General features: G+C 70.5%; 21 protein-coding genes, 1 tRNA gene and 1 other RNA gene. 13 read left to right on the top strand and 10 right to left on the bottom strand.

The window, feature by feature from the left end; genetic code table 11:
- Positions 1-20: 20 nt before the first annotated feature.
- Together AC1DXJ_RS07070 and AC1DXJ_RS07065 are read left to right on the top strand one after the other, a co-directional pair.
- On the top strand, positions 21-716 hold the full coding sequence (locus tag AC1DXJ_RS07070) for an ABC transporter ATP-binding protein (RefSeq protein ID WP_477636668.1): 696 nt from the start codon (positions 21-23) through the stop codon (positions 714-716).
- Positions 713-2,116, top strand: coding sequence for a hypothetical protein (locus tag AC1DXJ_RS07065; protein ID WP_477636667.1), 1,404 nt, complete (start codon positions 713-715; stop codon positions 2,114-2,116). The genes AC1DXJ_RS07070 and AC1DXJ_RS07065 overlap by 4 nt, the downstream gene beginning before the upstream one ends.
- Before the next feature lie 49 nt (positions 2,117-2,165).
- Here AC1DXJ_RS07065 and ffs read toward each other — a convergent pair.
- Positions 2,166-2,264, bottom strand: an RNA gene (gene ffs / locus AC1DXJ_RS07060) — signal recognition particle sRNA small type.
- Positions 2,265-2,396: 132 nt separating this feature from the next.
- Between ffs and AC1DXJ_RS07055 the strand changes: the two genes are divergently transcribed.
- The 4 genes from AC1DXJ_RS07055 to AC1DXJ_RS07040 all read left to right on the top strand — a co-directional run bounded on the left by AC1DXJ_RS07055 (position 2,397) and on the right by AC1DXJ_RS07040 (position 6,182).
- Positions 2,397-2,484, top strand: a tRNA-Ser gene (locus AC1DXJ_RS07055).
- Positions 2,485-2,650: 166 nt separating this feature from the next.
- Positions 2,651-3,208, top strand: coding sequence for a hypothetical protein (locus AC1DXJ_RS07050; RefSeq protein WP_477636666.1), 558 nt, complete (start codon positions 2,651-2,653; stop codon positions 3,206-3,208).
- A gap of 91 nt (positions 3,209-3,299) precedes the next feature.
- The gene (locus AC1DXJ_RS07045; RefSeq protein ID WP_477636732.1) at positions 3,300-5,252 is read left to right on the top strand and encodes a propionyl-CoA synthetase; all 1,953 of its coding nucleotides are present in this window, start codon (positions 3,300-3,302) and stop codon (positions 5,250-5,252) included.
- Positions 5,253-5,261: 9 nt separating this feature from the next.
- Positions 5,262-6,182, top strand: coding sequence for an AEC family transporter (locus AC1DXJ_RS07040; protein ID WP_477614515.1), 921 nt, complete (start codon positions 5,262-5,264; stop codon positions 6,180-6,182).
- Positions 6,183-6,187: 5 nt separating this feature from the next.
- Here AC1DXJ_RS07040 and AC1DXJ_RS07035 read toward each other — a convergent pair whose 3' ends face one another.
- The gene (locus AC1DXJ_RS07035) at positions 6,188-7,780 is read right to left on the bottom strand and encodes a helicase HerA-like domain-containing protein (RefSeq protein WP_477614514.1); all 1,593 of its coding nucleotides are present in this window, start codon (positions 7,778-7,780) and stop codon (positions 6,188-6,190) included.
- Positions 7,781-7,870: 90 nt separating this feature from the next.
- Between AC1DXJ_RS07035 and AC1DXJ_RS07030 the strand changes: the two genes are divergently transcribed.
- The 6 genes from AC1DXJ_RS07030 (at position 7,871) to AC1DXJ_RS07005 (ending at position 12,617) form a co-directional block, all read left to right on the top strand.
- On the top strand, positions 7,871-8,167 hold the full coding sequence (locus AC1DXJ_RS07030) for a type II toxin-antitoxin system VapB family antitoxin (RefSeq protein WP_179421136.1): 297 nt from the start codon (positions 7,871-7,873) through the stop codon (positions 8,165-8,167).
- Between the two features lie 63 nt (positions 8,168-8,230).
- The gene (locus AC1DXJ_RS07025; RefSeq protein ID WP_477614513.1) at positions 8,231-8,758 is read left to right on the top strand and encodes a LytR C-terminal domain-containing protein; all 528 of its coding nucleotides are present in this window, start codon (positions 8,231-8,233) and stop codon (positions 8,756-8,758) included.
- 148 nt (positions 8,759-8,906) lie between these two features.
- Complete coding sequence (locus tag AC1DXJ_RS07020; RefSeq protein ID WP_477624864.1) at positions 8,907-10,106, top strand: GAF domain-containing protein; 1,200 nt, start codon at positions 8,907-8,909, stop codon at positions 10,104-10,106.
- A gap of 125 nt (positions 10,107-10,231) precedes the next feature.
- The gene (gene exaC / locus AC1DXJ_RS07015) at positions 10,232-11,755 is read left to right on the top strand and encodes an acetaldehyde dehydrogenase ExaC (RefSeq protein WP_477614512.1); all 1,524 of its coding nucleotides are present in this window, start codon (positions 10,232-10,234) and stop codon (positions 11,753-11,755) included.
- A 6-nt stretch (positions 11,756-11,761) separates the two neighbouring features.
- On the top strand, positions 11,762-12,151 hold the full coding sequence (locus AC1DXJ_RS07010; RefSeq protein WP_477636665.1) for a DUF779 domain-containing protein: 390 nt from the start codon (positions 11,762-11,764) through the stop codon (positions 12,149-12,151).
- A 73-nt stretch (positions 12,152-12,224) separates the two neighbouring features.
- On the top strand, positions 12,225-12,617 hold the full coding sequence (locus AC1DXJ_RS07005; protein WP_477614510.1) for a hypothetical protein: 393 nt from the start codon (positions 12,225-12,227) through the stop codon (positions 12,615-12,617).
- Between the two features lie 7 nt (positions 12,618-12,624).
- Here AC1DXJ_RS07005 and AC1DXJ_RS07000 read toward each other — a convergent pair whose 3' ends face one another.
- The 4 genes from AC1DXJ_RS07000 to AC1DXJ_RS06985 all read right to left on the bottom strand — a co-directional run bounded on the left by AC1DXJ_RS07000 (position 12,625) and on the right by AC1DXJ_RS06985 (position 15,383).
- A complete protein-coding gene (locus tag AC1DXJ_RS07000) occupies positions 12,625-12,984 on the bottom strand; it encodes an SPW repeat protein (RefSeq protein ID WP_477636664.1) in 360 nt (119 codons plus the stop codon).
- A gap of 106 nt (positions 12,985-13,090) precedes the next feature.
- Positions 13,091-13,387, bottom strand: a complete 297-nt coding sequence (locus AC1DXJ_RS06995; protein ID WP_477624759.1) for an SHOCT domain-containing protein — start codon at positions 13,385-13,387, stop codon at positions 13,091-13,093.
- Positions 13,388-13,521: 134 nt separating this feature from the next.
- Positions 13,522-14,193, bottom strand: a complete 672-nt coding sequence (locus AC1DXJ_RS06990) for a response regulator (RefSeq protein ID WP_477636663.1) — start codon at positions 14,191-14,193, stop codon at positions 13,522-13,524.
- Positions 14,190-15,383 (bottom strand): sensor histidine kinase, encoded by a 1,194-nt coding sequence (locus tag AC1DXJ_RS06985; protein ID WP_477636662.1) that lies wholly within the window; start codon positions 15,381-15,383, stop codon positions 14,190-14,192. The genes AC1DXJ_RS06990 and AC1DXJ_RS06985 overlap by 4 nt, the downstream gene beginning before the upstream one ends.
- A gap of 180 nt (positions 15,384-15,563) precedes the next feature.
- On the opposite strand from AC1DXJ_RS06985, the gene AC1DXJ_RS06980 reads away from it, so the two are divergent.
- Positions 15,564-17,513 (top strand): glycoside hydrolase family 15 protein, encoded by a 1,950-nt coding sequence (locus AC1DXJ_RS06980; RefSeq protein ID WP_477636661.1) that lies wholly within the window; start codon positions 15,564-15,566, stop codon positions 17,511-17,513.
- A gap of 141 nt (positions 17,514-17,654) precedes the next feature.
- Here the strand turns inward: AC1DXJ_RS06980 and AC1DXJ_RS06975 are convergent, their stop codons facing one another.
- From AC1DXJ_RS06975 to ppsA, 4 genes are all read right to left on the bottom strand, one after another.
- Complete coding sequence (locus tag AC1DXJ_RS06975; RefSeq protein ID WP_477636660.1) at positions 17,655-18,104, bottom strand: Rieske (2Fe-2S) protein; 450 nt, start codon at positions 18,102-18,104, stop codon at positions 17,655-17,657.
- A 12-nt stretch (positions 18,105-18,116) separates the two neighbouring features.
- Positions 18,117-18,686, bottom strand: a complete 570-nt coding sequence (locus tag AC1DXJ_RS06970; protein ID WP_477636659.1) for a DUF6529 family protein — start codon at positions 18,684-18,686, stop codon at positions 18,117-18,119.
- 96 nt (positions 18,687-18,782) lie between these two features.
- Positions 18,783-20,345, bottom strand: coding sequence for a DEAD/DEAH box helicase (locus tag AC1DXJ_RS06965; RefSeq protein ID WP_477636658.1), 1,563 nt, complete (start codon positions 20,343-20,345; stop codon positions 18,783-18,785).
- A gap of 216 nt (positions 20,346-20,561) precedes the next feature.
- Positions 20,562-22,955, bottom strand: a complete 2,394-nt coding sequence (gene ppsA, locus AC1DXJ_RS06960) for a phosphoenolpyruvate synthase (protein WP_477636657.1) — start codon at positions 22,953-22,955, stop codon at positions 20,562-20,564.
- Between the last annotated feature and the right edge of the window lie 19 nt (positions 22,956-22,974).

Genomic DNA, 22,974 nt, shown 5'->3' with positions numbered 1-22,974 from the left:
GACGGCGACGAAGGAGGCAGATGTTCGCACGGCGCAGACAGCCCACCGCCGAGCCGGATCCGGGCGCGGAAGGGACGACCCAACCGCTCACCCTGACGGCCACCGGAGTCGCCAAGGAGATCGACGGCAACGTGCTCCTGCGGCCCGTCGACCTGGCCGTCACCTCCGGGCAGTGCGTCGTCCTGCGCGGGGAGAACGGCAGCGGCAAGACCACCCTGCTGCGGATCCTCGCCGGCACCCTCGACGCCTCGTCGGGCACTGCCGGCCTCGACGGGCAGCCGCTCGACGAGCGCGACCCGGCCACGCGCGCCCGGGTGGCCGCGCTCATCGGCTCGCCCACGGCATACCGCGACCTGACCCTCATCGACCACCTCGTCCTCATCGACTCGACGTGGGGCGGGGCCATCGGCACCGCGGACGAGCGGGCCGACGCGATGCTGGCCGAGCTGGAGGTGGACCACCTCTCCGAACGGTTCCCCCACGAGCTGTCGTCCGGGCAGCAACACCTCTTCCACCTCGCGATGGTGCTGTTCCGCCCGGCCCGGGTGCTGCTGCTCGACGAACCTGAGCAGCGGCTCGACACCCACAAGCGCGCGCTGCTCACCGACATCCTGCTGGCCCGCAAGGCCACCGGCGCCGCGCTCGTCGTCGCCTGCCACGACCCCGGCATGACGGCCGCCCTGGGTGACGCGGTGGTCGACATCGTCGGCCCATGAGCGACCCCTCCGTCGAGGTCGCCGGACCGGCGACCGACCGCGAACGCCTCGCCCAGGCGCGCGAGGTCATCCGAGGCGGCCTGCCCGACAAGGGCAACGGCAATGCCGTGTATGCCGCCTACGTCGCCGTGATCGCGTCCCTCGTCTACGGGGTGCCGGCGTCGCGGGCCTTCTTCGAGTTCGTCGACCCGGCGTGGCTCTCACGTCACCTGACCGGCGTCCAGGGTGTCTTCGTCGTCGGTGCCGTCGTCGTGGCACTCCTGCTGCTCGCGCACCGGCTGGGCTCGGTCCGGGGCCCGGTGGTGCCCGACCTGCCCTACCTCGACCACGTCGTGGTCAGCGGCCTCGACCGCGCCGTCGTGCTGCGCCGCTCATGGCGACTCAGCCTCCTCGGCTGCCTGGTCGGCGGGCTGCTCACCGGTGCGGTGATCGGCACCGGCATGGTGGTCGCCGCAGTGGCGTCGCCGCTGGCCCTCGTCCCGACCACTCTCGGGGGCCTGGCGGTCGGGCTCGGCTTCGCCGGCGCGTGGCTGTGGGGGCAGGTACGGTCCTGGCCCACCGGCACGAGAGGTCCCGGGACGGTCCTGCGCGAGGTCCGTTCGCTGCGCGCCCTGCACCACGTCGGCCTGCGGACCCAGGCCGCGCGCGCCGTGACGATCGGGGGTGCCGTGCTCGCGGGTGACCTGCGCGCTGCCCGGCTCGACGTCGCCTCCCCCACGACGCGGCTCCGTCGTCGGCGGCTGCGCGCCCGCGGGCCGGTGGCCGTGGTCGCCGCGCGTGACTGGCTGGGGCTGCGACGATCCCCCGGAGCGCTCATCGTCGGCGCGATCCTTGCCGGGGGCGGGTGCTGGGCGCTCGCGCACGCGGCGACCCCCGGGGTCCCGAACATCGTCGCCTTCGTCGGCATCGTCGCCTGTTACCTCGGCTACGGCGCCTGGGCCGAGGGGATGCGACTGCAGGGGGACAACGCCGGGACGACGCCCCTCATCGGGCTGGCGTACGGGCAGGAGGCGCTGGCCCACCTGGTCGCCCCCTCCCTGTTGTATGCCGTCGTGGCGCTGCTCGCGGGCGGCGCGGTCGCGTTGACGTCGACAGGCGGCGTCGCCGTGGCGGTCTGGCCCCTTGCCATGGTCGCCCTCGTGGCGGGCGCGCACCTCATGGCCGCCTTCCGCGGCCTGCCGCCGGTGTCCTTGTTCTCGCCGGGCTCGGCCGTGATGTCGGTTGCCTTCTGGTACGCCCGCCCGCTGCTGCTCACGGTCATCGGCGGGGTCGCCGCCTCCGCGCTGCTCACCCGGTCCGGCGCGTCGAACGCGCTCATGGTCCTGGTGCTCGCGTCCTACGCGGCCGTCACCCTCGGCCGGCGCCGCGTCCGGCTGCTCGACGAGGGCCACCGGACCTGAGCCGGCCGCGCCAGGCATTCGGGCGAGTGGCCGAAAGTACGGGCGGGCACACAAGGGGACACCCCGCGTACCTGGAAGAGCTCTCCTACCCTTGCTGCATTCCTGCCCTGGGGGAGTTCGGAGAGGTACCACCACACGGGGTGCCTGCCGCCAGTGTAGACGTGGGGCCAGCGGGTCGGCGAATCCGCTGGCCCGGCCGGCACGCCGGACCTGGCCGGCCATGGCCGCGCCATCTGAGGCGATTTCAGGGCAGGCCGTTCGCTCAGGTAGCCTCCTCGGCGGAGGATTCGCATAGTGGCCTAGTGCGCACGCTTGGAAAGCGTGTTGAGTGAAAGCTCTCAGGGGTTCGAATCCCCTATCCTCCGCCAACCAGACAAGGCCCCCCACGCAGGTGCAGGGGGCCTTCGTCATGGATGAGGCGACCGGAGGGCTTTAGAAACTCCGGCGCCCACCCGACAACCAGGCGCGAGACTGGCTCAGCGCAGGGTTCCGAGACAGGATGTCAACACATCGCTCGGAGGGAGCACCAACCAGATGGCTCGACAGATCTCGTGGCGCGGAGTGCTCAGCCCGGACGGCCCCGGTGACGGGCGGCCCGAGGCCCAGCGGTTGTGGCGGCCGGGCAGCCCGGTGGTCCCACCGCGCTCGATCGTCGACAGCGTCCGGCTCATGCAGTTCGGCGCCGCGCTCGAGGTCGCGGAGATCGTTCGTGGCTTCATCACTCGGGGCCAGCTGCACGACGCCATCGCCCGCGAGGCCGCCGCCAGCCACCTCGTCGCGACCGAAGCGGACATCGACGGCGTGCTGCGAGTAAGCCTCACCGTCACCACGGTGACCGCGGCGCTGGCCTGCGCCCTCTGGCTCTACCTCGCCCGCGTGACGGCACGCGGGTCCCGATGGGGACGCATCGTCGCCAGCGTGTTGTTCGCGCTCGCGGTCGGGAGCTTCTTCGGCGGACTGCTGCCCACCGCCGGCCTCTTTGCCCAGGCCTTCGCCCTGGCCCTCCTTGCGGTCGGTGCCTGGACCCTGGTCCGCTTGTGGCACCGGGACTCGAGCGCCTACATCAAGTACCAGACCCGCCCTCAGGAATGACCGCCGCCGCCTGAAGGGGCGGCTTCGCACCCGCACCGCTCTGGCGGGTCCCCCCGTGGTGCCGCACGATGGCGGGATGGACGATCGCGGGATGGACGATGGCGGCAACGGCGGTGCCGGCCTCAAGGGTGGCGCACTGGGCAACGGCGCGTACCGCGCGGCATACGAGCGGAGCCTCCGGGACCCGGACGGCTTCTGGGGCGACGCGGCGAAGGCGATCGACTGGATCACTCCCCCGCAGCGGGTGTTGGACGACGACCGGCCGCCGTTCTACCGGTGGTTCACCGGCGGCACCCTCAACACCTGCTTCAACGCCCTCGACCGGCACGTCGCCGCCGGGCGCGGCGACCAGGCTGCGCTGCACTACGACAGCCCCGTCACCGACACCCACGAGACGATCACGTATGCCGCGTTGCTCGACCGTGTCGCGACGTTCGCCGGCGCCCTGGCCTCGCTCGGGGTCGAGAAGGGTGACCGGGTCGTCATCTACATGCCGATGGTGCCGGAGGCCGTCGTCGCGATGCTGGCGTGCGCGCGCCTCGGCGCCGTCCACTCGGTCGTCTTCGGGGGCTTCGCCGCCGCAGAGCTCGCGGCACGCATCGAGGACGCGAAGCCCACTGTCGTCGTCGCGGCGAGCTGTGGCGTGGAGCCGACCCGCGTGGTCGAGTACAAGCCGTTGCTCGACGCGGCCCTCGACCGCAGCTCGCACAAGCCGGAGTCGGTGATCGTCCTGCAGCGCGAACAGGCCCGCGCGGCAGTCGGCGAGCGCGACACCGACTGGGAGGAGCTCGACTGGGACGAGCTGGTCGCCGATGCCGAGCCCGCCGACTGCGTCGAGGTCGCCGCGACCGACCCGCTCTACATCCTCTACACCTCCGGCACGACCGGGCGGCCGAAGGGGATCGTCCGCGACAATGGCGGCCACGCCGTCGCGCTGCGGTGGTCCATGGGCAACGTCTACGGCATCGACCCGGGCGACACCTGGTTCACGGCCAGCGACGTCGGCTGGGTCGTCGGCCACTCCTACATCGTCTACGCCCCACTCCTGACGGGCGCGACTTCCGTTCTCTACGAAGGGAAACCGGTCGGCACACCGGACGCGGGCGCCTTCTGGAGGGTGATCGCCGAGCACGGGGTGAAGGCCATGTTCACGGCCCCCACGGCCTACCGGGCCATCAAGCGCGACGACCCTGACGGCGCCTTGATGAAGGGGCACGACCTCTCCTGCCTCCAGACGGTCTTCCTCGCCGGGGAGCGCCTTGATCCCGACACCTACGAGTGGGCGAGCGAGCGGCTCGGGGTGCCCGTGGTCGACAACTGGTGGCAGACCGAGACTGGCTGGCCGATCGCGGCCAACCTGCGCGGCCTGGAGCCGATGCCGATCAAGCCGGGCTCCCCCACGGTGCCCGCACCGGGTTACGACGTGCGGATCCTCGGCGAGAACGGGCAGCAGCTGCCCGCCGGCGAGGAGGGCGCCATCTGCATCAGGCTCCCGCTCCCCCCAGGCACCTTGCCCACCCTGTGGGGCGACGACGACCGGTACGTCGCCGGCTACCTTTCCGCCTTCGACGGTTACTACCTCACCGGTGACGGCGGCCTGGTCGACGAGGACGGTTACCTCTACGTCATGGGCCGCACGGACGACGTGCTCAACGTCGCTGGGCACCGGTTGTCGACGGGCTCGATCGAGGCTGCTCTCGCCGGCCACCCCGCCGTGGCGGAGTGCGCGGTGATCGGGGTCAACGACCAGCTCAAGGGACAGGTCCCCCGCGCGCTGGTCGTGCTCAAGGCCGGGGTCGACGGTGCGGCCGACGGTGAGCGGATCCGCGCCGAGCTCCACCAGCGGGTCCGCGACGAGGTGGGTGCGATCGCGTCCCTCAAGCAGGTCGACATCGTCACGGCGCTGCCCAAGACCCGCTCCGGCAAGATCCTGCGCAAGACGATGCGCGAGATCGCCGACGGCAAGACCCCCAACGTGCCGGGCACCATCGAGGACGCCTCGGTCCTTGAGACCCTTGCGCCGGTCCTGCGCCCGCCCACCTAGCCTGTCGGTGTGCAGGGCGTACTCAACGGGTTCACGACGATCGCCGTCGTCATCGCCGTCGGCGCCCTGCTCGCCCACCTGAGGATCGTCGACCTCGGTGCACAGCAGGTGCTTTCACGCATCGCCTTCTTCGTCGCCAGCCCTGCCCTGATGGTGATCACGCTGTCCCGGGCCGACGTCCACCAGGTGCTGTCGGCCAACCTCATCGCATCGGTCGCCGGCGTTGCAGCGGCAGCCGGCATCTACATCGCGCTGGCACGGCTGGTCTGGCACCGCTCGCTCGGTGACACCACGATCGGCGCCCTGTCCGCGGCATACGTCAATGCCGGGAACCTCGGCATCCCGGTGGCGAGCTATGTGCTGGGCGACGCGGCATTCGTCGCGCCCACCCTGCTGCTGCAGCTCCTCGTCCTGCAACCACTCGCGCTGGGTTTCCTCGACGCCGATGCGCACGGGCGGTCACGGTGGTGGCAGCTGCTGACCCGTCCGTTCCGCAACCCGCTGACCGTCGGTTCACTGGTCGGGCTCGGCCTGTCGATCACGGGCTGGACGCTGCCCACGATGGTCGCCGCGCCCCTGGGGCTGCTCGGCGACATGGCCGTGCCGTGCATGTTGGTCGCCTACGGGATCGCGCTGCGGCTGGGCCCGGGGCTGGGCCGGGCCGGCTCGGTGGCCGAGCTCGCGTCGACGTCGGCCCTCAAGCTCTTCGTGCAGCCAGCGGTGGCCTGGTTCGTGGCAAGCGTCCTGCTGGGTGTCGACGGGCACGCGCTGCTCGCGATCGTGGTCACCTCGGCGCTGCCGACGGCGCAGAACATCTTCGTGCACGCGACCCGCTACAACCGCGCCACGGTGCTGGCCCGCGACACCATCCTCATCACGACGGTGGGCGCCGTGCCTGTCATCCTGCTGGTCGCCGCCCTCCTCGGCTGAGCCGCTCAGCGGGAGCGGCGGGCGGTGCCGAAGATCGAGCGGGTGATCTCGCGGCCGAGCACCGTGCCGGCCGAACGCAGTGCCGACTTGAAGGCGCTCGACCGCACGACCTGCTCGACGATGCCCGGCTCCTCCTTCGGTGCCCGCGGAGCGCGCTCCGGTGCCGGGGCCTTCGGAGCCGGAGCCTTGGGAGCCGGGGCCTCCTCGGGAGTGGGCGCCTGCTGCAGTCGCGCCTGGAGCTTCTCGTAGGCGGACTCGCGGTCGACCATCTCGGCATACTTCGACGACAGGGGCGACGCCGCGATGATCTGCTTCACGGTGGCCTCGTCGGACGGGGCCATCAGCGACTGCGGCGCGATCATCCGGGTCCACGCGACAGGTGTCGGGGCGCCCCGCTCGGACAGGACGGTGACCACGGCCTCGCCCGTGCCGAGCGAGGTCAGCAGCTCGGCGAGGTCGTAGCCGCTGTGCGGATAGGTCGACACCGCCGCCTTGAGGGCCTTGGCGTCGTCGGGCGTGAAGGCCCGCAGCGCGTGCTGCACCCGGTTGCCCAGCTGGGCCAGGACGTCGCCGGGCACGTCCTTGGGTGACTGCGTCACGAAGAAGACGCCGACGCCCTTGGAGCGGATCAGTCGCACGGTCTGCTCGATCGCGTCCTGGAACGCCTTGCTCGCGTCGCTGAACAGCAGGTGGGCCTCGTCGAAGAAGAACACCAGCTTGGGCTTGTCGACGTCCCCCACCTCGGGCAGGTCGTGGAAGAGGTCGGCCAGCAGCCACATGAGGAACGTGGAGAACAGCGCGGGCCGGTCCTGGACCGCGGGCAGCTCGAGGCACGTGACGAGGCCCTTGCCGTCAGCAGCAGTCCGCAGCAGGTCCTGGGTGTCGAACTCCGGCTCACCGAAGAAGGCATCGGCGCCCTGGTCCGAGAACGAGATCAGCTCACGAAGGATCACCCCGGCCGTCGCCGACGAAAGCCCGCCGAGGGACTTCAGGTCAGCCTTGCCCTCGTCGGAGTTGAGGAAGGCGATGACCTCGCGGAGGTCCTTGATGTCCAGGAGCGCGAGGCCGTTCTTGTCCGCGTAGTGGAAGACCAGGCCGAGGCTGGACTCCTGGGTCTCGTTGAGCCCCAACACCTTTGAGAGCAGCGTGGGTCCGAACGACGTGATCGTGGCGCGAATGGGGATGCCGTTGCCGAGTCCACCGAGGGACAGGAACTCGGTCGGGTATGCCGTGCCGACCCATTGCTGCCCGACGTCCGTCGCGCGGGCGGTGATCCGGTCGTTGGCCGTCCCCGCGGTGGCCATGCCGGACAGGTCACCCTTGATGTCGGCGAGGAAGACCGGCACGCCCTGGCCGGACAGCTGCTCGGCCATGAGCTGAAGGGTCTTGGTCTTGCCGGTGCCTGTCGCGCCGGCCACGAGGCCGTGCCGGTTGAGCGTCGACAGCGGGATGCGCACCGGTGCATCAGGATGGGCCACGCCGTCGACGACAGCGGCCCCGAAGTGGAGCGCGCCACCCGCGAAGGAGTAGCCCGCGCGGATCTCGTCGAGCTGGGGAGTGGACGTGGCCGGCTGCTCCGGCGTCGCGTTCTCGGTCACCTTCGGCACTCTAGTGCGGCCCACACACGCTGGGGCAGGTGGAACGAGCCGTGAAGGGCCGACCACGCGGCATACGCCTATGGTGGCTGGGTGATCTTCAAGAAGGTGGGCGAGGGCAGGCCGTACCCCGACCACGGAAAACAGACGCCCCGCGACTGGGCCGACGTGCCACCGCGCCTCGTGCGCCTCGAACAGCTCGTCACCACCAAGCGCACCCTCGACCTCGGCCACCTGCTCGCCGAGGACTCCACGTTCTACGGGGACCTCTTCGCCCACGTGGTCGAGTGGGAGGGCACGCTCTACCTCGAGGACGGCCTGCACCGCGCCCTGCGTGCCGCCCTTCAACAGCGTCCTACCCTCCACGCGCGCGTCCTCGTGCTTGACTGACCCCACGCAGCGGGGGGCCGCACGGGCCCCACGCACGCAGGACCCGCGGGTGGAGGTGGGCGAATGAGCTACGTCGTGGAGGCCGGTGCCTCGCGCACCCGCCGTGCCCGCCGACGCCGCGCACTCATCACGCTCGGGATCGTCACGCTCATGCTGTTCTTCGCCTTCTGGTACGCGTACTCGTACTTCCAGGACAGCAACAAGCCTCGCGCGGCACCGACCTCGACCTGCACGGCGACCTCCACCGTGAGGGTCCCGTCGCAGGTCACGGTGAACGTCTACAACGCGACGGACCGCACGGGACTGGCCGCCAAGACCGCTTCCGACGTGCGCAAGCGTGGCTTCAAGGTTGCGGCCGTGAGCAACGACCCGCTCCAGAAGAAGGTCGCCGTCGCGGCGGAGGTGCGTTACGGCGCCACGGGGACCACGTCGGCCAAGCTCGTGCTGGCCCTGGTCAAGGGATCCAAGGGCATCAAGGACAGTCGCACGGACTCCTCCGTCGACCTCGTGCTGGGCGCAAAGTTCACCGCCCTGACGGCACCTCCCAAGGCGGCGGCGACCACGACGGCACCCAGCTCGTCCGGCTGCTGAGCCGCGCCGCGTCTCGCCGCGTCTCGCCGGGCCGCGCCGAACACGCTCACGTCGACCGCCTGTCGGGTCGAACCGCCCGCTCGCCTCACCTGTCGGGACGGCCGGTGACAGGCGTGGCGGCGCCCCGCACACTGACGAGGTGGAACCGATGACGGCCGTCCGCGCCCAGGTGGCGGACTCCTGGGTGAGGTCTGCTGCCGCCGGCGTGGAGGCCGACCGGATGGAGGCGCCGATCACGCTGCCCGCGGACGCCCTGCGCGACCACCGCGAGGCCCATCCGCTGGCCCAGGTCTTCCCACTGCTCGACGACGTGCTCGGCCGGGCAGCGCGCGACTGCGACGCGATCATGGCCGTCTCGGACGCCGCCGGTCAGCTGCTCTGGGTGTGCGGCACCCCGAGCGTGCTGCGCCGGGCCGAGAGCATCGGCTTCGTCGAGGGCAGCAACTGGGACGAACGCCTCGCCGGGACCAACGCGCCGGGCATGGCGCTGGCCCTCGACCAGCCCGTCAACATCATCGGGGCTGAGCACTTCCGCCGGTCGGTGCAGCGGTGGAGCTGCGCTGCGACCCCCATCCACGACCCCACCACCGCCACGCTGCTGGGCGTCCTCGACATCACCGGCGGCGAGCAGATCGTCGTGCCGCAGACGATGGCGATGGTGCGGGCCGCCGCGCGGATGGCGGAGGCGGAGCTCGCTCGGGAGCTGATGACCCGCGCCAAGGACTCGTCGCGACCCAGCCATGCGGGAATCGTCCTGTCGCTGCACGGACTCGGCCGCAACGACGCGCTGCTCACGGTCGACGACGGTCGCGGTGCGAGCAGGACGCTGCGGCTCAGCCCTCGGCACAGCGAGATCGTGCTCCTGCTGGCTGCCGCACCACGAGGTCTCTCGGGCGACGAGCTCGCCGTACTCCTCTACGAGGACGACGTGACCACCTCGACGCTGCGGGCCGAGCTCAACCGGCTCCGCACACTGCTGGGCGAGGACGTGCTCCCTTCGCGCCCGTACCGCTTGGCCGCCGAGGTCACCGCCGACTGGCTCGCGGTCGAGGCGCACCTGGCCGCGGGGTCGGTCGACGTCGCCCTGCGGTCCTACCGCGGCCCACTGCTGCCCCACTCGAGCGCACCCGGCGTCAGGCGCCTGCGCAGCAACGTCGAGGGGCAGCTGCGACGGGCTGTGCTCGCCAGCCGCGAACCCGACCTCATGTCCACCTGGACCCGGTCGGCCTGGGGCGCGGACGACTACGAGATGTGGACGGCGCAGATGGCGTGCCTGACCGCGTCGTCGCCCCTGCGCCCCCTCGTCGCCGGACAGCTCGCCCGCCTCGACCGCGAGCACGGCCTCTGACGCCTGCGCGCCGCGCGGCATACCTGCCTGTCGCTCTCAGCGTGCAACGTCGTCGCAACGTTGCGCTGCCTAACGTCAGCCCAACCCCACAGCGGGGCACCACCAAAGACGTTGGGAGAACAGCGATGACGGTCTACGCACCCCCCGGAACCGAGGGCTCGAAGGTCACGGTCGAGCCGCGCTACGGGCACTTCATCGGCGGCAACTGGGTCGAGCCCAAGAAGGGCGAGTACTTCGAGAACATCTCACCCGTCACCGGACGGGCCTTCACCGAGGTGGGCCGCGGGACCGCCGAGGACATCGAGGCGGCCCTGGACGCCGCCCACGCCGCGGCGCCCGCGTGGGGGAAGACCTCGCTGGGCGAGCGGTCGCTGGTCCTCAACCGGATCGCCGACCGGCTCGAGGAGAACCTCGAGATGCTCGCCATCGCCGAGACCTGGGACAACGGCAAGCCCGTCCGCGAGACCCTGGCCGCCGACCTGCCGCTCACCATCGACCACTTCCGCTACTTCGCCGGGGTGCTGCGCGGCCAGGAGGGCTCGAGCAGCGAGATCGACGAGAACACCGTCGCCTACCACTTCCACGAGCCCCTGGGCGTGGTCGCACAGATCATCCCCTGGAACTTCCCGATCCTCATGGCCACCTGGAAGCTCGCCCCCGCTCTGGCCGCTGGCAACGCCGTGGTGCTCAAGCCGGCCGAGCAGACGCCCTGGTCGATCCTCAAGGTGCTGGAGCTGATCGGGGACCTCATCCCGGCCGGGGTCCTCAACGTGGTCAACGGGTTCGGCGTCGAGGCGGGCAAGCCCCTCGCGTCATCCCCCCGGGTCGCCAAGGTCGCCTTCACCGGCGAGACGACGACGGGCCGGCTGATCATGCAGTACGCCTCGCAGAACATCATCCCGGTGACGCTGGAGCTCGGCGGCAAGAGCCCGAACGTCTTCTTCGACGACGTCGCCGAGAGCAGCGACGCGTTCTACGACAAGGCGCTCGAGGGCTTCTCGATGTTCGCCCTCAACCAGGGCGAGGTCTGCACCTGCCCGTCGAGGGCGCTCGTGCAGCAGTCGATCTACAGCGACTTCGTCGGCGATGCCATCGAGCGCGTGGAGAAGATCACCCAGGGCAACCCGCTCGACACGACCACCATGATCGGCGCCCAGGCAAGCAACGACCAGCTCGAGAAGATCCTGTCCTACCTCGACATCGGCCGGCAGGAGGGCGCCAAGGTCCTCACCGGCGGTGAGCGCAACATCCTCGACGGCGACCTGGCCGAGGGCTACTACGTGACCCCGACCGTGTTCGAGGGCAGCAACTCGATGCGGGTCTTCCAGGAGGAGATCTTCGGACCCGTCGTCTCGCTGACCAGCTTCACCGACGAGGCCCAGGCGCTGGAGATCGCCAACGACACCCTCTACGGACTCGGGGCCGGCGTCTGGACCCGCGACGGCTCACGGGCCTACCGGATGGGGCGCGGCATCAAGGCCGGGCGCGTGTGGACCAACTGCTACCACCAGTACCCCGCCCACGCGGCGTTCGGCGGCTACAAGCAGTCCGGCATCGGCCGGGAGAACCACAAGATGATGCTCGACCACTACCAGCAGACCAAGAACCTCCTCGTCTCCTACTCGCCCGACGCGCTCGGGTTCTTCTAGGCCGGCGTGGACACGACCCAGCACAGCCGGGTCGACTTCACGGGTGAGGCGGCGGACCTGCTCCGCCGCCTCACCGCGAAGCACGGCCCCCTGATGTTCCACCAGTCCGGCGGGTGCTGCGACGGCAGCTCCCCGATGTGTTACCCCGCAGGGGAGTTCATGACCGGCGACGCCGACGTGCTGCTCGCCGAGCTCGCCGTGGGCGGAATCTTCGACCCGGTCGAGTTCTGGATGTCCCTGTCGCAGTATGCCTACTGGAAGCACACCCACCTCACGGTCGACGTGGTCAAGGGACGGGGCAGCGGCTTCTCCGTCGAAGCCCCCGAGGGCGTTCGCTTCCTCATCCGCTCGCGGCTGATGTCCGAGGACGAGCTGCGCGCCTTCGACCTCCTGTGAGGTCACCACGGACGGAGGTATGCCGCGTGCGCGCCCGGCCGCGCGGCGTACCTCTGCGTCGTAGGCTCGGCCCATGATCACGGTCGAGCTGTCACGCAGCCTCAGCCAGGGCGGGGTGCTCTGGGAACCCATGCCGGGCGACCGGTTCACGATCGACCAGCCCAACATCGTGGGTGAGGTGTTCTGGATCAGCCACCTGACCATCGACGTGCACACGTTCAAGGGACAGCCGCTGCTCGGCTTCAACGGCACCACCGAGTGGGCCCTGGACTCCGTCACCCTCGACACCGCTCTGTGGATGCCGCGGGAGGACCAGCTGCGGGTCCTGCTCGGCGACCGGTTCGTGGGGCTGCACCGCGACGGCAACGACTGGATCGTGCAGGTGGACAGCGAAGGGGGCCGGGGCACCTTCAGTGACCCCGACCCCGAGTGCGCCTATGCGCTGGCGTTGTTGAGCGTCGTGTGACGGCCCCCTAGTGCGAGGTCGCCATGGTGCCCCTGTGGTGCGATCTGGTGACCTGCAGGTCGGCGGCGCCGACGACGAGGACGATGGCACCGACGATCCACGCGGTCCACGAGATCGGCCGGGTGCCGCTGAACCCCAGCACCCAGGGGGCGGCGATCATGCAGGCGCCCATGAGGGCCGTGAGCCCCTCGACGGACATCATGTCCGGCCTGAACAGCTCGGCGAGGGCGAGGAGGGCGGTGATGGCACCGAGCACGACCATGGTTGTGGTCGCCCGCGTCGTCGTGGTGGTCCACAACGGCGATAGGGCTGCGTAGGCGCCAGCGATCAGAGCAACGAGATCCTGTGGATGGGTCCATCGCTTCATGGTTGTCACAACCAGCTTTCCTTGAAGTTGGTCCGTCGATCCGAGGCGGGCCGAACACTTCGATTGTCTTCCCTCCCAACGGGGTTGGCAATGATTCGTCACCCCGTCAGTCCGTCGCGCCCATTCGCCGTAGCGTGGCGAGCCGGCGCTCGTACTCCTGCTCGTCGATCTCGCCGGCGGCGTAGCGCTCGGCGAGCTTGGCCTCCCCGGCGCGCGTCCCGGCGTGGCCCTGGAACTGCCTCCAGCGACGCATCCCGAAGAAGCGGAACGCGGCGAAGATGCCGACGATGAACAACAGCCACACGAGGGGGAAGAGGGGCCACCAGGGGCCCGGGCCGTTCCAGTGGTCGTCATTCGCGGCGAGGGTGGCCGCGGTCGCGGCGCTGGCGATGAGGGTCGTCATGGTGACTCCTTGGTCGGATTGGGCTGACGACCCAATCCTTCGACGGGACAGCCCTTCTCGAATCCCACGCGGGGCGACACCTGGACTGCTCCCGCTGGTGTAGCCGGTGGTTGCCCTGCTACTCCAGCGCGCAGCTACTCCGACCAGCCCGGGCGGACGAGACCGGACTCGTAGGCCAGCACCACGAGCTGGGCGCGGTCACGGACCTGCAGCTTGACCATCGACCGGCTGACGTGGGTCTTGGCGGTCGCCGGGCTGAGGAACAGCCGTCGGGCGATCTCGTCGTTGGTCAGGCCCTCCCCGACGAGCGCGACGACCTCACGCTCCCGGTCGGTCAGCTCGCCGAGGCGGTCGGCAGCCGGCGACGCGTGGGGTCGGCTGCGGGTGGCGAACTCCCCGATGAGCCGCCGCGTGACGCCAGGGCTCAGCAGGGCGTCACCGGCGGCGACGGCACGGATCCCGCGCAGCAGCTCGGCGGGTTCGGTGTCCTTGACGAGGAAGCCGCTGGCCCCGATCCGGACCGCCTCGAAGACGTACTCGTCGAGGTCGAACGTCGTCAGCATGACCACCCGCGTGCCCGAGAGTCGCTCGTCGGCAGCGATCTGGCGAGTGGCCTCCAGTCCATCGGTGCCGGGCATCCGGATGTCCATGAGCACCACGTCGGGCTCGGTCGCACGGACGACCGCGACCGCCTCGGCGCCGTCGGCCGCCTCGCCCACCACGTCGATGTCGTCCTCGGCGTCGAGCAGCGCGCGGATCCCTGCCCGGAGCAGCGCCTGGTCGTCGGCCAGCACGACCCGGATCACCGCGGGCCACCCGTCGGGAGGTCCGCCTCGACGCGCAGGCCACCACCCGGCGCGGCAGCAACGCGGAGCTCGCCAGCCAGGGCACGAGCGCGTTCCTGCATGCCGCTGATCCCGTTGCCCTGCACCAGGTTCGACAACCCTGCGCCTCCGTGGCCGTCGTCCTCGATCGTGACCGAGAGCATGTCCTCACCGTAGTCGAGGGACACCGTGGCCCGCGTCGCCTGCGCGTGCCGGACGATGTTGGTGATCGCCTCCTGCACGATCCGGTATGCCGCGAGCTCCACTGCGGCGGACAGTGGCCTCGGCTGCCCGGTCACCGTCTTGGTGACCCGGAGCCCCGCATGGCCGCTCCGCTCCACGATGTCGTCGAGGCCGGCGAGGTTGGCCACCGGAAAGCGCGGCGCGGGCGCACCGTCGAGGCGCAGGACGTCGATGAGGGCCCTGAGCTCGCCCAGTGCTTCCTTGCTCGCGTCGCGGATGGCGACGAGGGCGGGCTCGACCTGCTCGGGCCGTCGGTCGGCCAGGTGCAGGGCAACCCCGGCCTGGACGTTGATGAGGGACATGTGGTGCGCCACGACGTCGTGCAGGTCCTGCGCGATCCGCAGTCGCTCTTCACCGGCTTGCCGAAGCCTCGTCTCACGCGCCACCTGCCGGAAGGTCGCCGCTCGCTCACGCCAGCTGTGCACCACCTCGCCGGCCGCGAGCACCACCAGGGTCCAGGCGAGCAGTGCGCCCTGCGCGGGCCACGACCACGTGGCCGTGTCGAACGCGAGGCGGCCCACGGCGTCACCGGCGAGCACGGCGGCAGCGCCCAGCCAGGCGACGATCCGGTGACCGCGGACGACGGTGGCCACGAGCCCGATCGCGAGGCCGAGGAAGACCGGCCCGTAGGCGTAGCCGCGAGCAAGGTAGAGGGCCGATGCCAGGGCAATGGCGGCCATGCTCTGGACGGGGAACCGGCGGAGCACCGTGATCGCCACGGGGGCGACGAGGAGCAGGACGACAGCCAGTGCGTCGAGCGACCTCCGGGCAGGCTGGGCGTGCGAGGCGCCCGCGCTGCCGCCGAGCTGGACGACACCGACCACGAAGGCCAGGACGTACCGCCCCACTCGCGGCGCGCTCCGATGGGCCCACTCTTCCCGCCCACGAATCCACGGGGGATCCCAGGGCAGTTCGGCGGGCTCACGCATACCGCCAGCGTAGGGAACCCCGCGCACGGGAGGCGTCCCCCACAGGGGGCACCGCGGCATACCTCCTCGGGTGTATCCGCCAGCTGGTCACCCTGGGTCACGAACGAGCCATGGCGCGGACCACGAAACTGCGGGATCCTGCGACTGAGGGCGCCCCTTCGCCCACTAGGAGGTGCGGCAATGACTGCGACCGTCTCTCCCGCTGGCTCACCCGCCGACGCCGGAGGCGAGCAGCGCCGACGGGCTGCAGGCGAGCAGCGGATCGTGCGCTCGCCCTTCCCCCGCATAGGTGACTACGCGTTCATCTCCGACTGCCAGGTCACGGCGCTCATCGCCCCCAGCGGCAACGTCGAGTGGATGTGCCTGCCGCGCATGGACTCTCCGAGCGTGTTCGGCTCGATCCTGGACCGGGACGCCGGCGGCTTCCGGCTCGGGCCGGCCGACATGCTGGTCCCGACCGCACGCCGCTACCTCCCCGGGACGATCATCCTGGAGACCTCGTGGGGGACTCCCAGCGGTTGGATCATCGTGCGCGACGCCCTGCTGATGGGGCCGTGGCACCACGAGACCGAGCGCGCGCACCGCTACCGGAGGGCGCCCACCGACTACGACGCCGAGCACGTGCTGCTGCGGACGATCCGGTGCGTCAACGGCGAGGTCCAGCTGGCGCTCAACTGTTCGCCCGTCTTCGACTACGGCCGGCAGCAGGCGATCTGGTCGTTCTACGGCGACGACTACCACTCGGCCGTCGCCGAGGGCGACGGCGGCGAGCTCAAGGTCCGCCTCACCACGGACATGCGCCTGGGCATCGAGGGACCGCAGGCCACGGTGCGGACACTCATGAAGGAGGGTGACACGCACTACGCCGCCCTCTCGTGGACCCAGCACGACCCCCCGCAGACATTCGAGGACGCCTACCGCCGGCAGGTGTGGACGGCCCACCACTGGCAGCACTGGCTGGCCCGCGGCAAGTTCCCCGACCACCCCTGGCGGACCCACCTGGAGCGCAGCGCCCTCACCCTCAAGGGTCTGTCCTACGCGCCCACGGGTGCCTTGATCGCCGCGCCCACGACGTCCCTGCCCGAGACGCCGAAGGGGGAACGCAACTGGGACTACCGCTACACGTGGATCCGCGACTCGACCCTGGCTCTCTGGGCCCTGGACACCCTGGGGTTCGACTGGGAGGCCAGCGACTTCTTCTGGTTCATCGCCGACCTCGCCGAAGCGTCCGACGGACTGCAGATCATGTACGGCATCGACGGTGAGAAGGACCTGTCCGAGAGCACCCTCGACCACCTCACGGGCTACGACGGTGCGCGACCGGTCAGGATCGGCAACGGTGCGTTCGACCAGAAGCAGCACGACGTCTGGGGCGCCATCCTCGACTCGGTGTGGATCCACACGAAGTCGCGCGACACCCTGGACGAGCGGCTGTGGCCCATCCTCTCCGGTTTCGTCGAGGCAGCGATCGAGCACTGGCGTGAGCCGGACCGCGGCATCTGGGAGGTGCGCGGCGACCCCAAGCACTTCACCTCCTCGAAGGTCATGTGCTGGGTGGCGGCCGACCGTGGCGCCAAGCTCGCCCACGTGCGCGAGAACTTCGAGCTCGCGCAGCGCTGGCAGGAGGCCGCGGACGAGATGCACGCCGACATCTGCACCAATGGAGTCGACGAGCGGGGCGTCTTCACCCAGCACTACGACACCGACGCCCTCGATGCCTCGAACCTGCTCATGCCCCTCGTCGGCTTCCTCCCGCCTGACGACCCGCGGCTGCACGACACCGTGGTCGCCATCGCGGACGAGCTCACCGACGACGGGCTGGTGCTGCGCTACCGGGTGGAGGAGACCGACGACGGGCTGTCGGGTGAGGAGGGCACGTTCACCATCTGCTCGTTCTGGCTGGTGTCGTGCCTGGCGATCGTGGGCGAGAAGCCGCGTGCGCGTCGCCTGTGCGAGCGCCTGCTCAACCTCGCGACGCCGCTGGGCCTGTATGCCGAGGAGATCGACGCAGCGAGCGGGCGTCACCTGGGGAACTTCCCCCAGGCGTTCACCCACCTGGGCCTGATCAACGCGGTGCTCAAGGTGATCGCCGCCGAGGAGTGGGAGGACGAGGAGCCGCTCTCGCCCTAGGTGGGAGCGGCGGGCTCAGGAGAGGGCGGATCAGGAGAGGGCGGATCAGGAGAGGGCAATGAGGGCGCCGATCGCGAAGCCGGCGGCGGCGAGCCACAGCAGCGTCGGGAGCACGGACCAGAGACGCGACATGGCCTCTCCTCAGGTGGTCGAGTAGACGACGCCGTCGCGCACGACCACGGCGACGGGCGGCAGGGGACGGGTGGCGGGGCCGGTGAGCACCGCGCCCGTGGTGGCGTCGAAGCGACTGCCGTGGCACGGGCACACGATCGCCCCTGCTGCGACCGATGACACCGGACACCCTTGATGGGTGCAGATCGCCGAGAACCCGTGGACGACGTCGTCCGTCCCCCGGGTGAGCACGACCTTGTCGCCCTCCACGACCACCCCTCCGCTCCTCGGCACCTCATCGAGCCGAGCCAGCTCACGCTCCTCGTCGGGCGCGCCCGGGCCGTAGGCGTTGGCCGCCGTCCCGGGTCCTGGTGCACCGGCACGACCGGCGCGAGCCACCGCGAAGCCGACCACGGCGGCGACGCCCGCCACCGCTGCGCCTCGCAGCGCGGATCGACGCGAGAGCGGCTGGATCGCCACGGAGGACTCCTCTCAGAACAGCGGCAGGCCGGAACGGGTGAAGAACCAGAGGGCCGCACTCAGCCACGTGACCACGAGTGAGCCGAGCACGGTGCCGCCGAGCACGGGCAGTGCCCAGCCGGGCGCTCCCCGGAGGCGCAGACCGAGCATCTTCGCGGCATACGCCCCGTAGAACAGGCACCCGGCGACGCCGTGGAGGACCGCCCGTGGGCTGGCGACCCCGAAGCCCAGGGCCCACAGGCAGTGGAAGGCGACGGGGAGCGTGACCACGAACGCGACGCTCCCGCTCCACCGGTGGGTGGGCGCAACCCAGTCGGGTGCCGCACCGGCTCGCGGCAGGCGACCCCACATCCACAGGGCGGTGAGGAGCTGCACGACCAGGAGGACGACGGCGAGGGTGCCGAGCCAGACCTTCATCTGGAGCATGCCCGAGAAACCCAGGGTGACCAGCGGTCGCGAGCTCGGCGGGTGCACCTTGGCGTAGGCACCCAGTGCGACGCTGACGCCTGCGCCCAGGAGCAGCGCGGCGCTCAGCCCACCCCGAGCCAGGACGCCTGGGTCTCGAACGTCGTGCGACGCCATGGCGACCATCGTCCCACTGGCGGACGGAGCATCGCTCCGCCAAACAGCGGGGACACCTCGCCGCTGCACGTATGCCGCGTGCTCACCCCTTCGGGATCAGCGGCTGCCGCGACCGGCGGAGAAGGCAGCGATGCCGCCGCCCGAGCGCGAGGTGCCCTGCGAGCCGCCGCCCTGCCGCGAGCCCGAGCTGCGCTGCGAGGAGCCGCCCGACGAGCGGGAGCCCTGCGACCTGGGGGTCTCGGTGCGGTAGGACTCGGTGCCCGAGGACTGCGAGCCTCCGCGACGGCCACGAGCCCCGCCTGCCGAGCCGCGACCGGCGCTGCCTGCGGACGCGCGGCCGGAGCCACCGGCGGACGAGCGGCCTGCGGACGAGCGGCCGGAGCCGCCCTGGCGGGGGGCGCCGGAGCCGCCACGGCCACGCTGCGAGCGGCCACCGTTGCCGTTGCCCGACTGCTCACCCACGGGCGCAGGGGTGACGAGCTCGGCCAACGGGCCGGTGAGGTCACCGATGGCGGGGTGGCCGGGCGCGACGTCGACGGCGGTCGGCTTGATGCCGGCCTGACGCATGAGGGTGCGGGTGTCGCCGCGCTCCTCGGGGGTGCTGACGGTGACGACGACGCCCTCGGCACCGGCCCGGGCGGTCCGGCCCGAACGGTGCAGGTAGGCCTTGTGCTCGGCCGGCGGGTCGACGTGCACGACGAGGGTGACGTCGTCGACGTGGATGCCTCTGGCCGCGATGTCGGTGGCCACCAGCACCCGGCTCGAGCCCTCACTGAAGGCGGCGAGGTTGCGCTGACGGGCGCTCTGGGACAGGTTGCCGTGCAGGTCGACCGCCGGGATGCCCGACGCGGTGAGCTGCTTGGCCAGCTTCTTGGCAGCGTGCTTGGTGCGGGTGAAGGCGAGGGTTCGGCCTTGTCCTGCAACGAGTTCCCGCACGACGGCCGGCTTGTTGTCGCGCGACACGTTGAACAGGTGGTGGGTCATCGCCGGCACCGGCGAGGCGGCGCTGTCGACACTGTGCGTGACCGGGTTGTGCAGGTAGCGCTTGACCAGCTGGTCGATCGCGTTGTCGAGCGTCGCGGAGAAGAGCAGACGCTGAGCGTCGCGCGGGGTGGCGTCGAGCAGGCGCTTCACTGCGGGGAGGAAGCCCAGGTCGGCCATGTGGTCCGCTTCGTCGAGGACGGTCACCTCGATCTCGCCCAGGCGCACGTGTCCCTGACCGATGAGGTCCTCGAGCCGTCCGGGGGTCGCGATGACGATGTCGACGCCGCGACGCAGCGCGGAGACCTGCGGGTTCTGGCCCACGCCGCCGAAGATCGTCATGGTGCGCAGCTCCATGGCCGCCGCGAGGGGCGTCATGGTCTCGGCGACCTGGATGGCCAGCTCACGAGTGGGGACCAGGACGAGCGCACGCGGGGTGTGCGGTGCGCGGCGGCGACCGGACTTGGCGAGGGTCGCGATGGTCGGCAGCGCGAACGCGACCGTCTTGCCGCTGCCAGTGCGGCCACGGCCGAGGACGTCGCGGCCGGCGAGGGAGTCGGGCAGCGTCGCGGCCTGGATCGGGAACGGGGTGTCGATGCCGCGCTCACGAAGGGCTGCGACGATGCGAGCCGGGATGCCGAGGTCGGCAAAGGGCACTGGGGCGGGGGCACGGTTCAAGGACACAGTGTGCGTAGACAAAGGAAAGCCTCATCAGAAGTAGGGAGTGGCCGAAGATGCTGAACCACTCACGAACCTGTGAGCTGACGGCGCCAACCAGTAGTTGGGGCGCGGAGCAGACGACCTTGGGTGCACGACGGTGCGCACGCAGTGGTTGCAACCCTATCGGGCCGGGCGTTCATTCCCGAATCGCCCGAACGGACAGGACGCCCGACGTCAGTTCTCCACGAGAGCCTCAGGAGCCTCACGCCTGGCGAGTCGCAACCATGTCTCGACGACGGTGTCGGGGTTGAGGGACATCGACTCGATGCCCTGGTCCATCAGCCAGTCGGCGAGCTCGGGGTGGTCCGAGGGTCCTTGGCCGCAGATCCCGACGTACTTGCCCCGGGCCCGGCAGGCCTCGATCGCCATGGTGAGCATCTTCTTCACGGCGGGGTCGCGCTCGTCGAAGCCGCCAGCCACCAGGGCCGAGTCGCGGTCCAGGCCCAGGGTCAGCTGGGTGAGGTCGTTGGACCCGATGGAGAACCCGTCGAAGTGGTCGAGGAAGGCGTCGGCGTTGACGGCGTTGGAGGGCACCTCGCACATCATCACGACCTGGAGGTCGTTCTCGCCGCGGCGCAGTCCGTTCTGGCCGAGCAGGTCGATGACGCCCTCTGCCTCCTTCAACGTGCGGACGAAGGGGATCATCACCTTGACGTTGGTCAGGCCCATCTCGTCGCGCACGAGTCGCAGCGCCTCGCACTCCATGGCGAAGCAGTCGGCGAACTCCGGTGACAGGTAACGTGCTGCGCCGCGGTAGCCGATCATCGGGTTCTCCTCGTTCGGCTCGTACCGCTCGCCGCCGAGCATGTGGGCGTACTCGTTGGACTTGAAGTCGCTCATCCGCACGATCACCGGCTCGGGCGCGAACGCGGCCGCGAGCATGGAGACGCCCTCGGCGACGCGCTTGACGAAGTAGTCGCGCGGGCCGTCGTAGGCCGCGATGAGCGCCTCGATCTCGGCCCTGATCGCGGGCTCCTGGTCCTCGAGCTCGAGCAACGCCTTGGGGTGGATGCCGATCTGGCGGTTGATGATGAACTCGAGCCGGGCGAGCCCAATTCCCTTGTGCGGCAGGCGAGAGAACTCGAACGCCTGGTCCGGCGTGCCCACGTTCATCATGATCTTGACCGCCACGTCCGGCATGTCGTCCAAGGCCGTCTCGGTGACCGAGAACGCGCGGAGGCCGTCGTAGACGAAGCCGGTGTCCCCCTCCGCTGCGGACACCGTCACCTCCTGGCCGTCCTTGAGCGCGGTCGTGGCCGAACCGGTGCCGACCACCGCGGGGATGCCGAGCTCGCGGGCGATGATCGCCGCGTGGCAGGTGCGGCCGCCACGGTTGGTGACAATGGCGCTGGCGCGCTTCATGACCGGCTCCCAGTCGGGGTCGGTCATGTCGGCGACGAGCACCTCGCCGGGCTGGAACTCGTGCATCGACTCGGCACTGGTCAGCACCCGCACCGCGCCCGCGCCGACCTTCTGCCCGATCGCCCGACCCTCGGCGATGACCGGACCCCGCTCGTCCATGCGGAACCGTTGCAGGGTCGACCCGGACTGCCGCGACTTCACTGTCTCGGGTCGGGCCTGCAGGATGTACAGCTGCCCGTCGACGCCGTCCTTGCCCCACTCGATGTCCATCGGGCGGCCGTAGTGCTCCTCGATCTTGAGGGCGTGAACGGCGAGCTCGGTGACCTCGTCGTCGGTCAGGCTCAGCCGGCCCCGGTCGGCCTCGTCGACCGGCACGAAGTCGATCGAGCGACCCACCTCGGAGTCCTGCGTGTAGACCATCTTGGTGGCCTTGCTGCCCACACCACGCTTGAGGATCGCCGGTCGCCCGGCCCTCAGCGCCGGCTTGTAGACATAGAACTCGTCCGGGTTCACCGCACCCTGCACGACCGCCTCACCCAGGCCGTAGCTGCTGGTGATGAACACCGCATCCGGGAAGCCGGACTCGGTGTCGATGGTGAACATCACACCGGAGGACCCGATGTCGGACCGCACCATCCGCTGCACACCCGCCGACAGCGCGACGACGTCGTGGTCATAGCTGCTGTGCACGCGGTAGGCGATCGCGCGGTCGTTGTAGAGCGAGGCGAAGACCTTCTTGATCGCCAGCAGGATGTTGTCGATCCCCAGCACGTTGAGGAACGTCTCCTGCTGTCCCGCGAACGACGCGTCCGGCATGTCCTCGGCCGTGGCGCTGGAGCGCACGGCCCAGCTCACCTCGCCGGGAGCGCCGGCCACGAGCTGCTCGTAGGCCGCGCGGATGTCGCTCTCGAGGTCCTCCGGGAACGGCTGCTCCTCGACGAGGTCACGGATCTGCGCGCCGGCCTCGGCCAGCGATCGGGTGTCCTCGACATCGAGGTCGGCCAGCGTCGCGCTGATCCGATCGGCGAGCCCCTCGTGGGCCAGGAAGCGGCGGTAGGCGTCGGCCGTGGTGGCGAAGCCGTCAGGGACCCGCACTCCTGCCTTCGACAGGTGCTGGACCATCTCGCCGAGCGAGGCGTTCTTGCCGCCCACGGACTCGACGTCCCCCAACCCGAGGTCTTTGAACCAGGAGATGTTGCCGGTCACGGCGATCCTTTCGACGGGC

Source organism: Pedococcus sp. P2_D9, assembly GCF_056404275.1.
Note: the sequence above shows the minus strand (reverse complement) of the source record. Positions and strands in the feature narration are given on the sequence as shown.

Bases quoted from the DNA above. Each gene is read 5' to 3' on its own strand.
- AC1DXJ_RS06985 (WP_477636662.1), bottom strand. From the start codon at position 15,383: ATGCGTGAGCCCGCCGAACTGCCCTGGGATCCCCCGTGGATTCGTGGG.
- exaC (WP_477614512.1), top strand. From the start codon at position 10,232: ATGACGGTCTACGCACCCCCCGGAACCGAGGGCTCGAAGGTCACGGTC.
- AC1DXJ_RS07020 (WP_477624864.1), top strand. From the start codon at position 8,907: ATGACGGCCGTCCGCGCCCAGGTGGCGGACTCCTGGGTGAGGTCTGCT.
- AC1DXJ_RS06995 (WP_477624759.1), bottom strand. From the start codon at position 13,387: ATGACGACCCTCATCGCCAGCGCCGCGACCGCGGCCACCCTCGCCGCG.
- AC1DXJ_RS07065 (WP_477636667.1), top strand. From the start codon at position 713: ATGAGCGACCCCTCCGTCGAGGTCGCCGGACCGGCGACCGACCGCGAA.
- AC1DXJ_RS07050 (WP_477636666.1), top strand. From the start codon at position 2,651: ATGGCTCGACAGATCTCGTGGCGCGGAGTGCTCAGCCCGGACGGCCCC.
- AC1DXJ_RS07025 (WP_477614513.1), top strand. From the start codon at position 8,231: ATGAGCTACGTCGTGGAGGCCGGTGCCTCGCGCACCCGCCGTGCCCGC.
- AC1DXJ_RS07000 (WP_477636664.1), bottom strand. From the start codon at position 12,984: ATGAAGCGATGGACCCATCCACAGGATCTCGTTGCTCTGATCGCTGGC.
- AC1DXJ_RS07070 (WP_477636668.1), top strand. From the start codon at position 21: ATGTTCGCACGGCGCAGACAGCCCACCGCCGAGCCGGATCCGGGCGCG.
- AC1DXJ_RS06980 (WP_477636661.1), top strand. From the start codon at position 15,564: ATGACTGCGACCGTCTCTCCCGCTGGCTCACCCGCCGACGCCGGAGGC.
- AC1DXJ_RS06970 (WP_477636659.1), bottom strand. From the start codon at position 18,686: ATGGCGTCGCACGACGTTCGAGACCCAGGCGTCCTGGCTCGGGGTGGG.
- AC1DXJ_RS07045 (WP_477636732.1), top strand. From the start codon at position 3,300: ATGGACGATGGCGGCAACGGCGGTGCCGGCCTCAAGGGTGGCGCACTG.
- AC1DXJ_RS07005 (WP_477614510.1), top strand. From the start codon at position 12,225: ATGATCACGGTCGAGCTGTCACGCAGCCTCAGCCAGGGCGGGGTGCTC.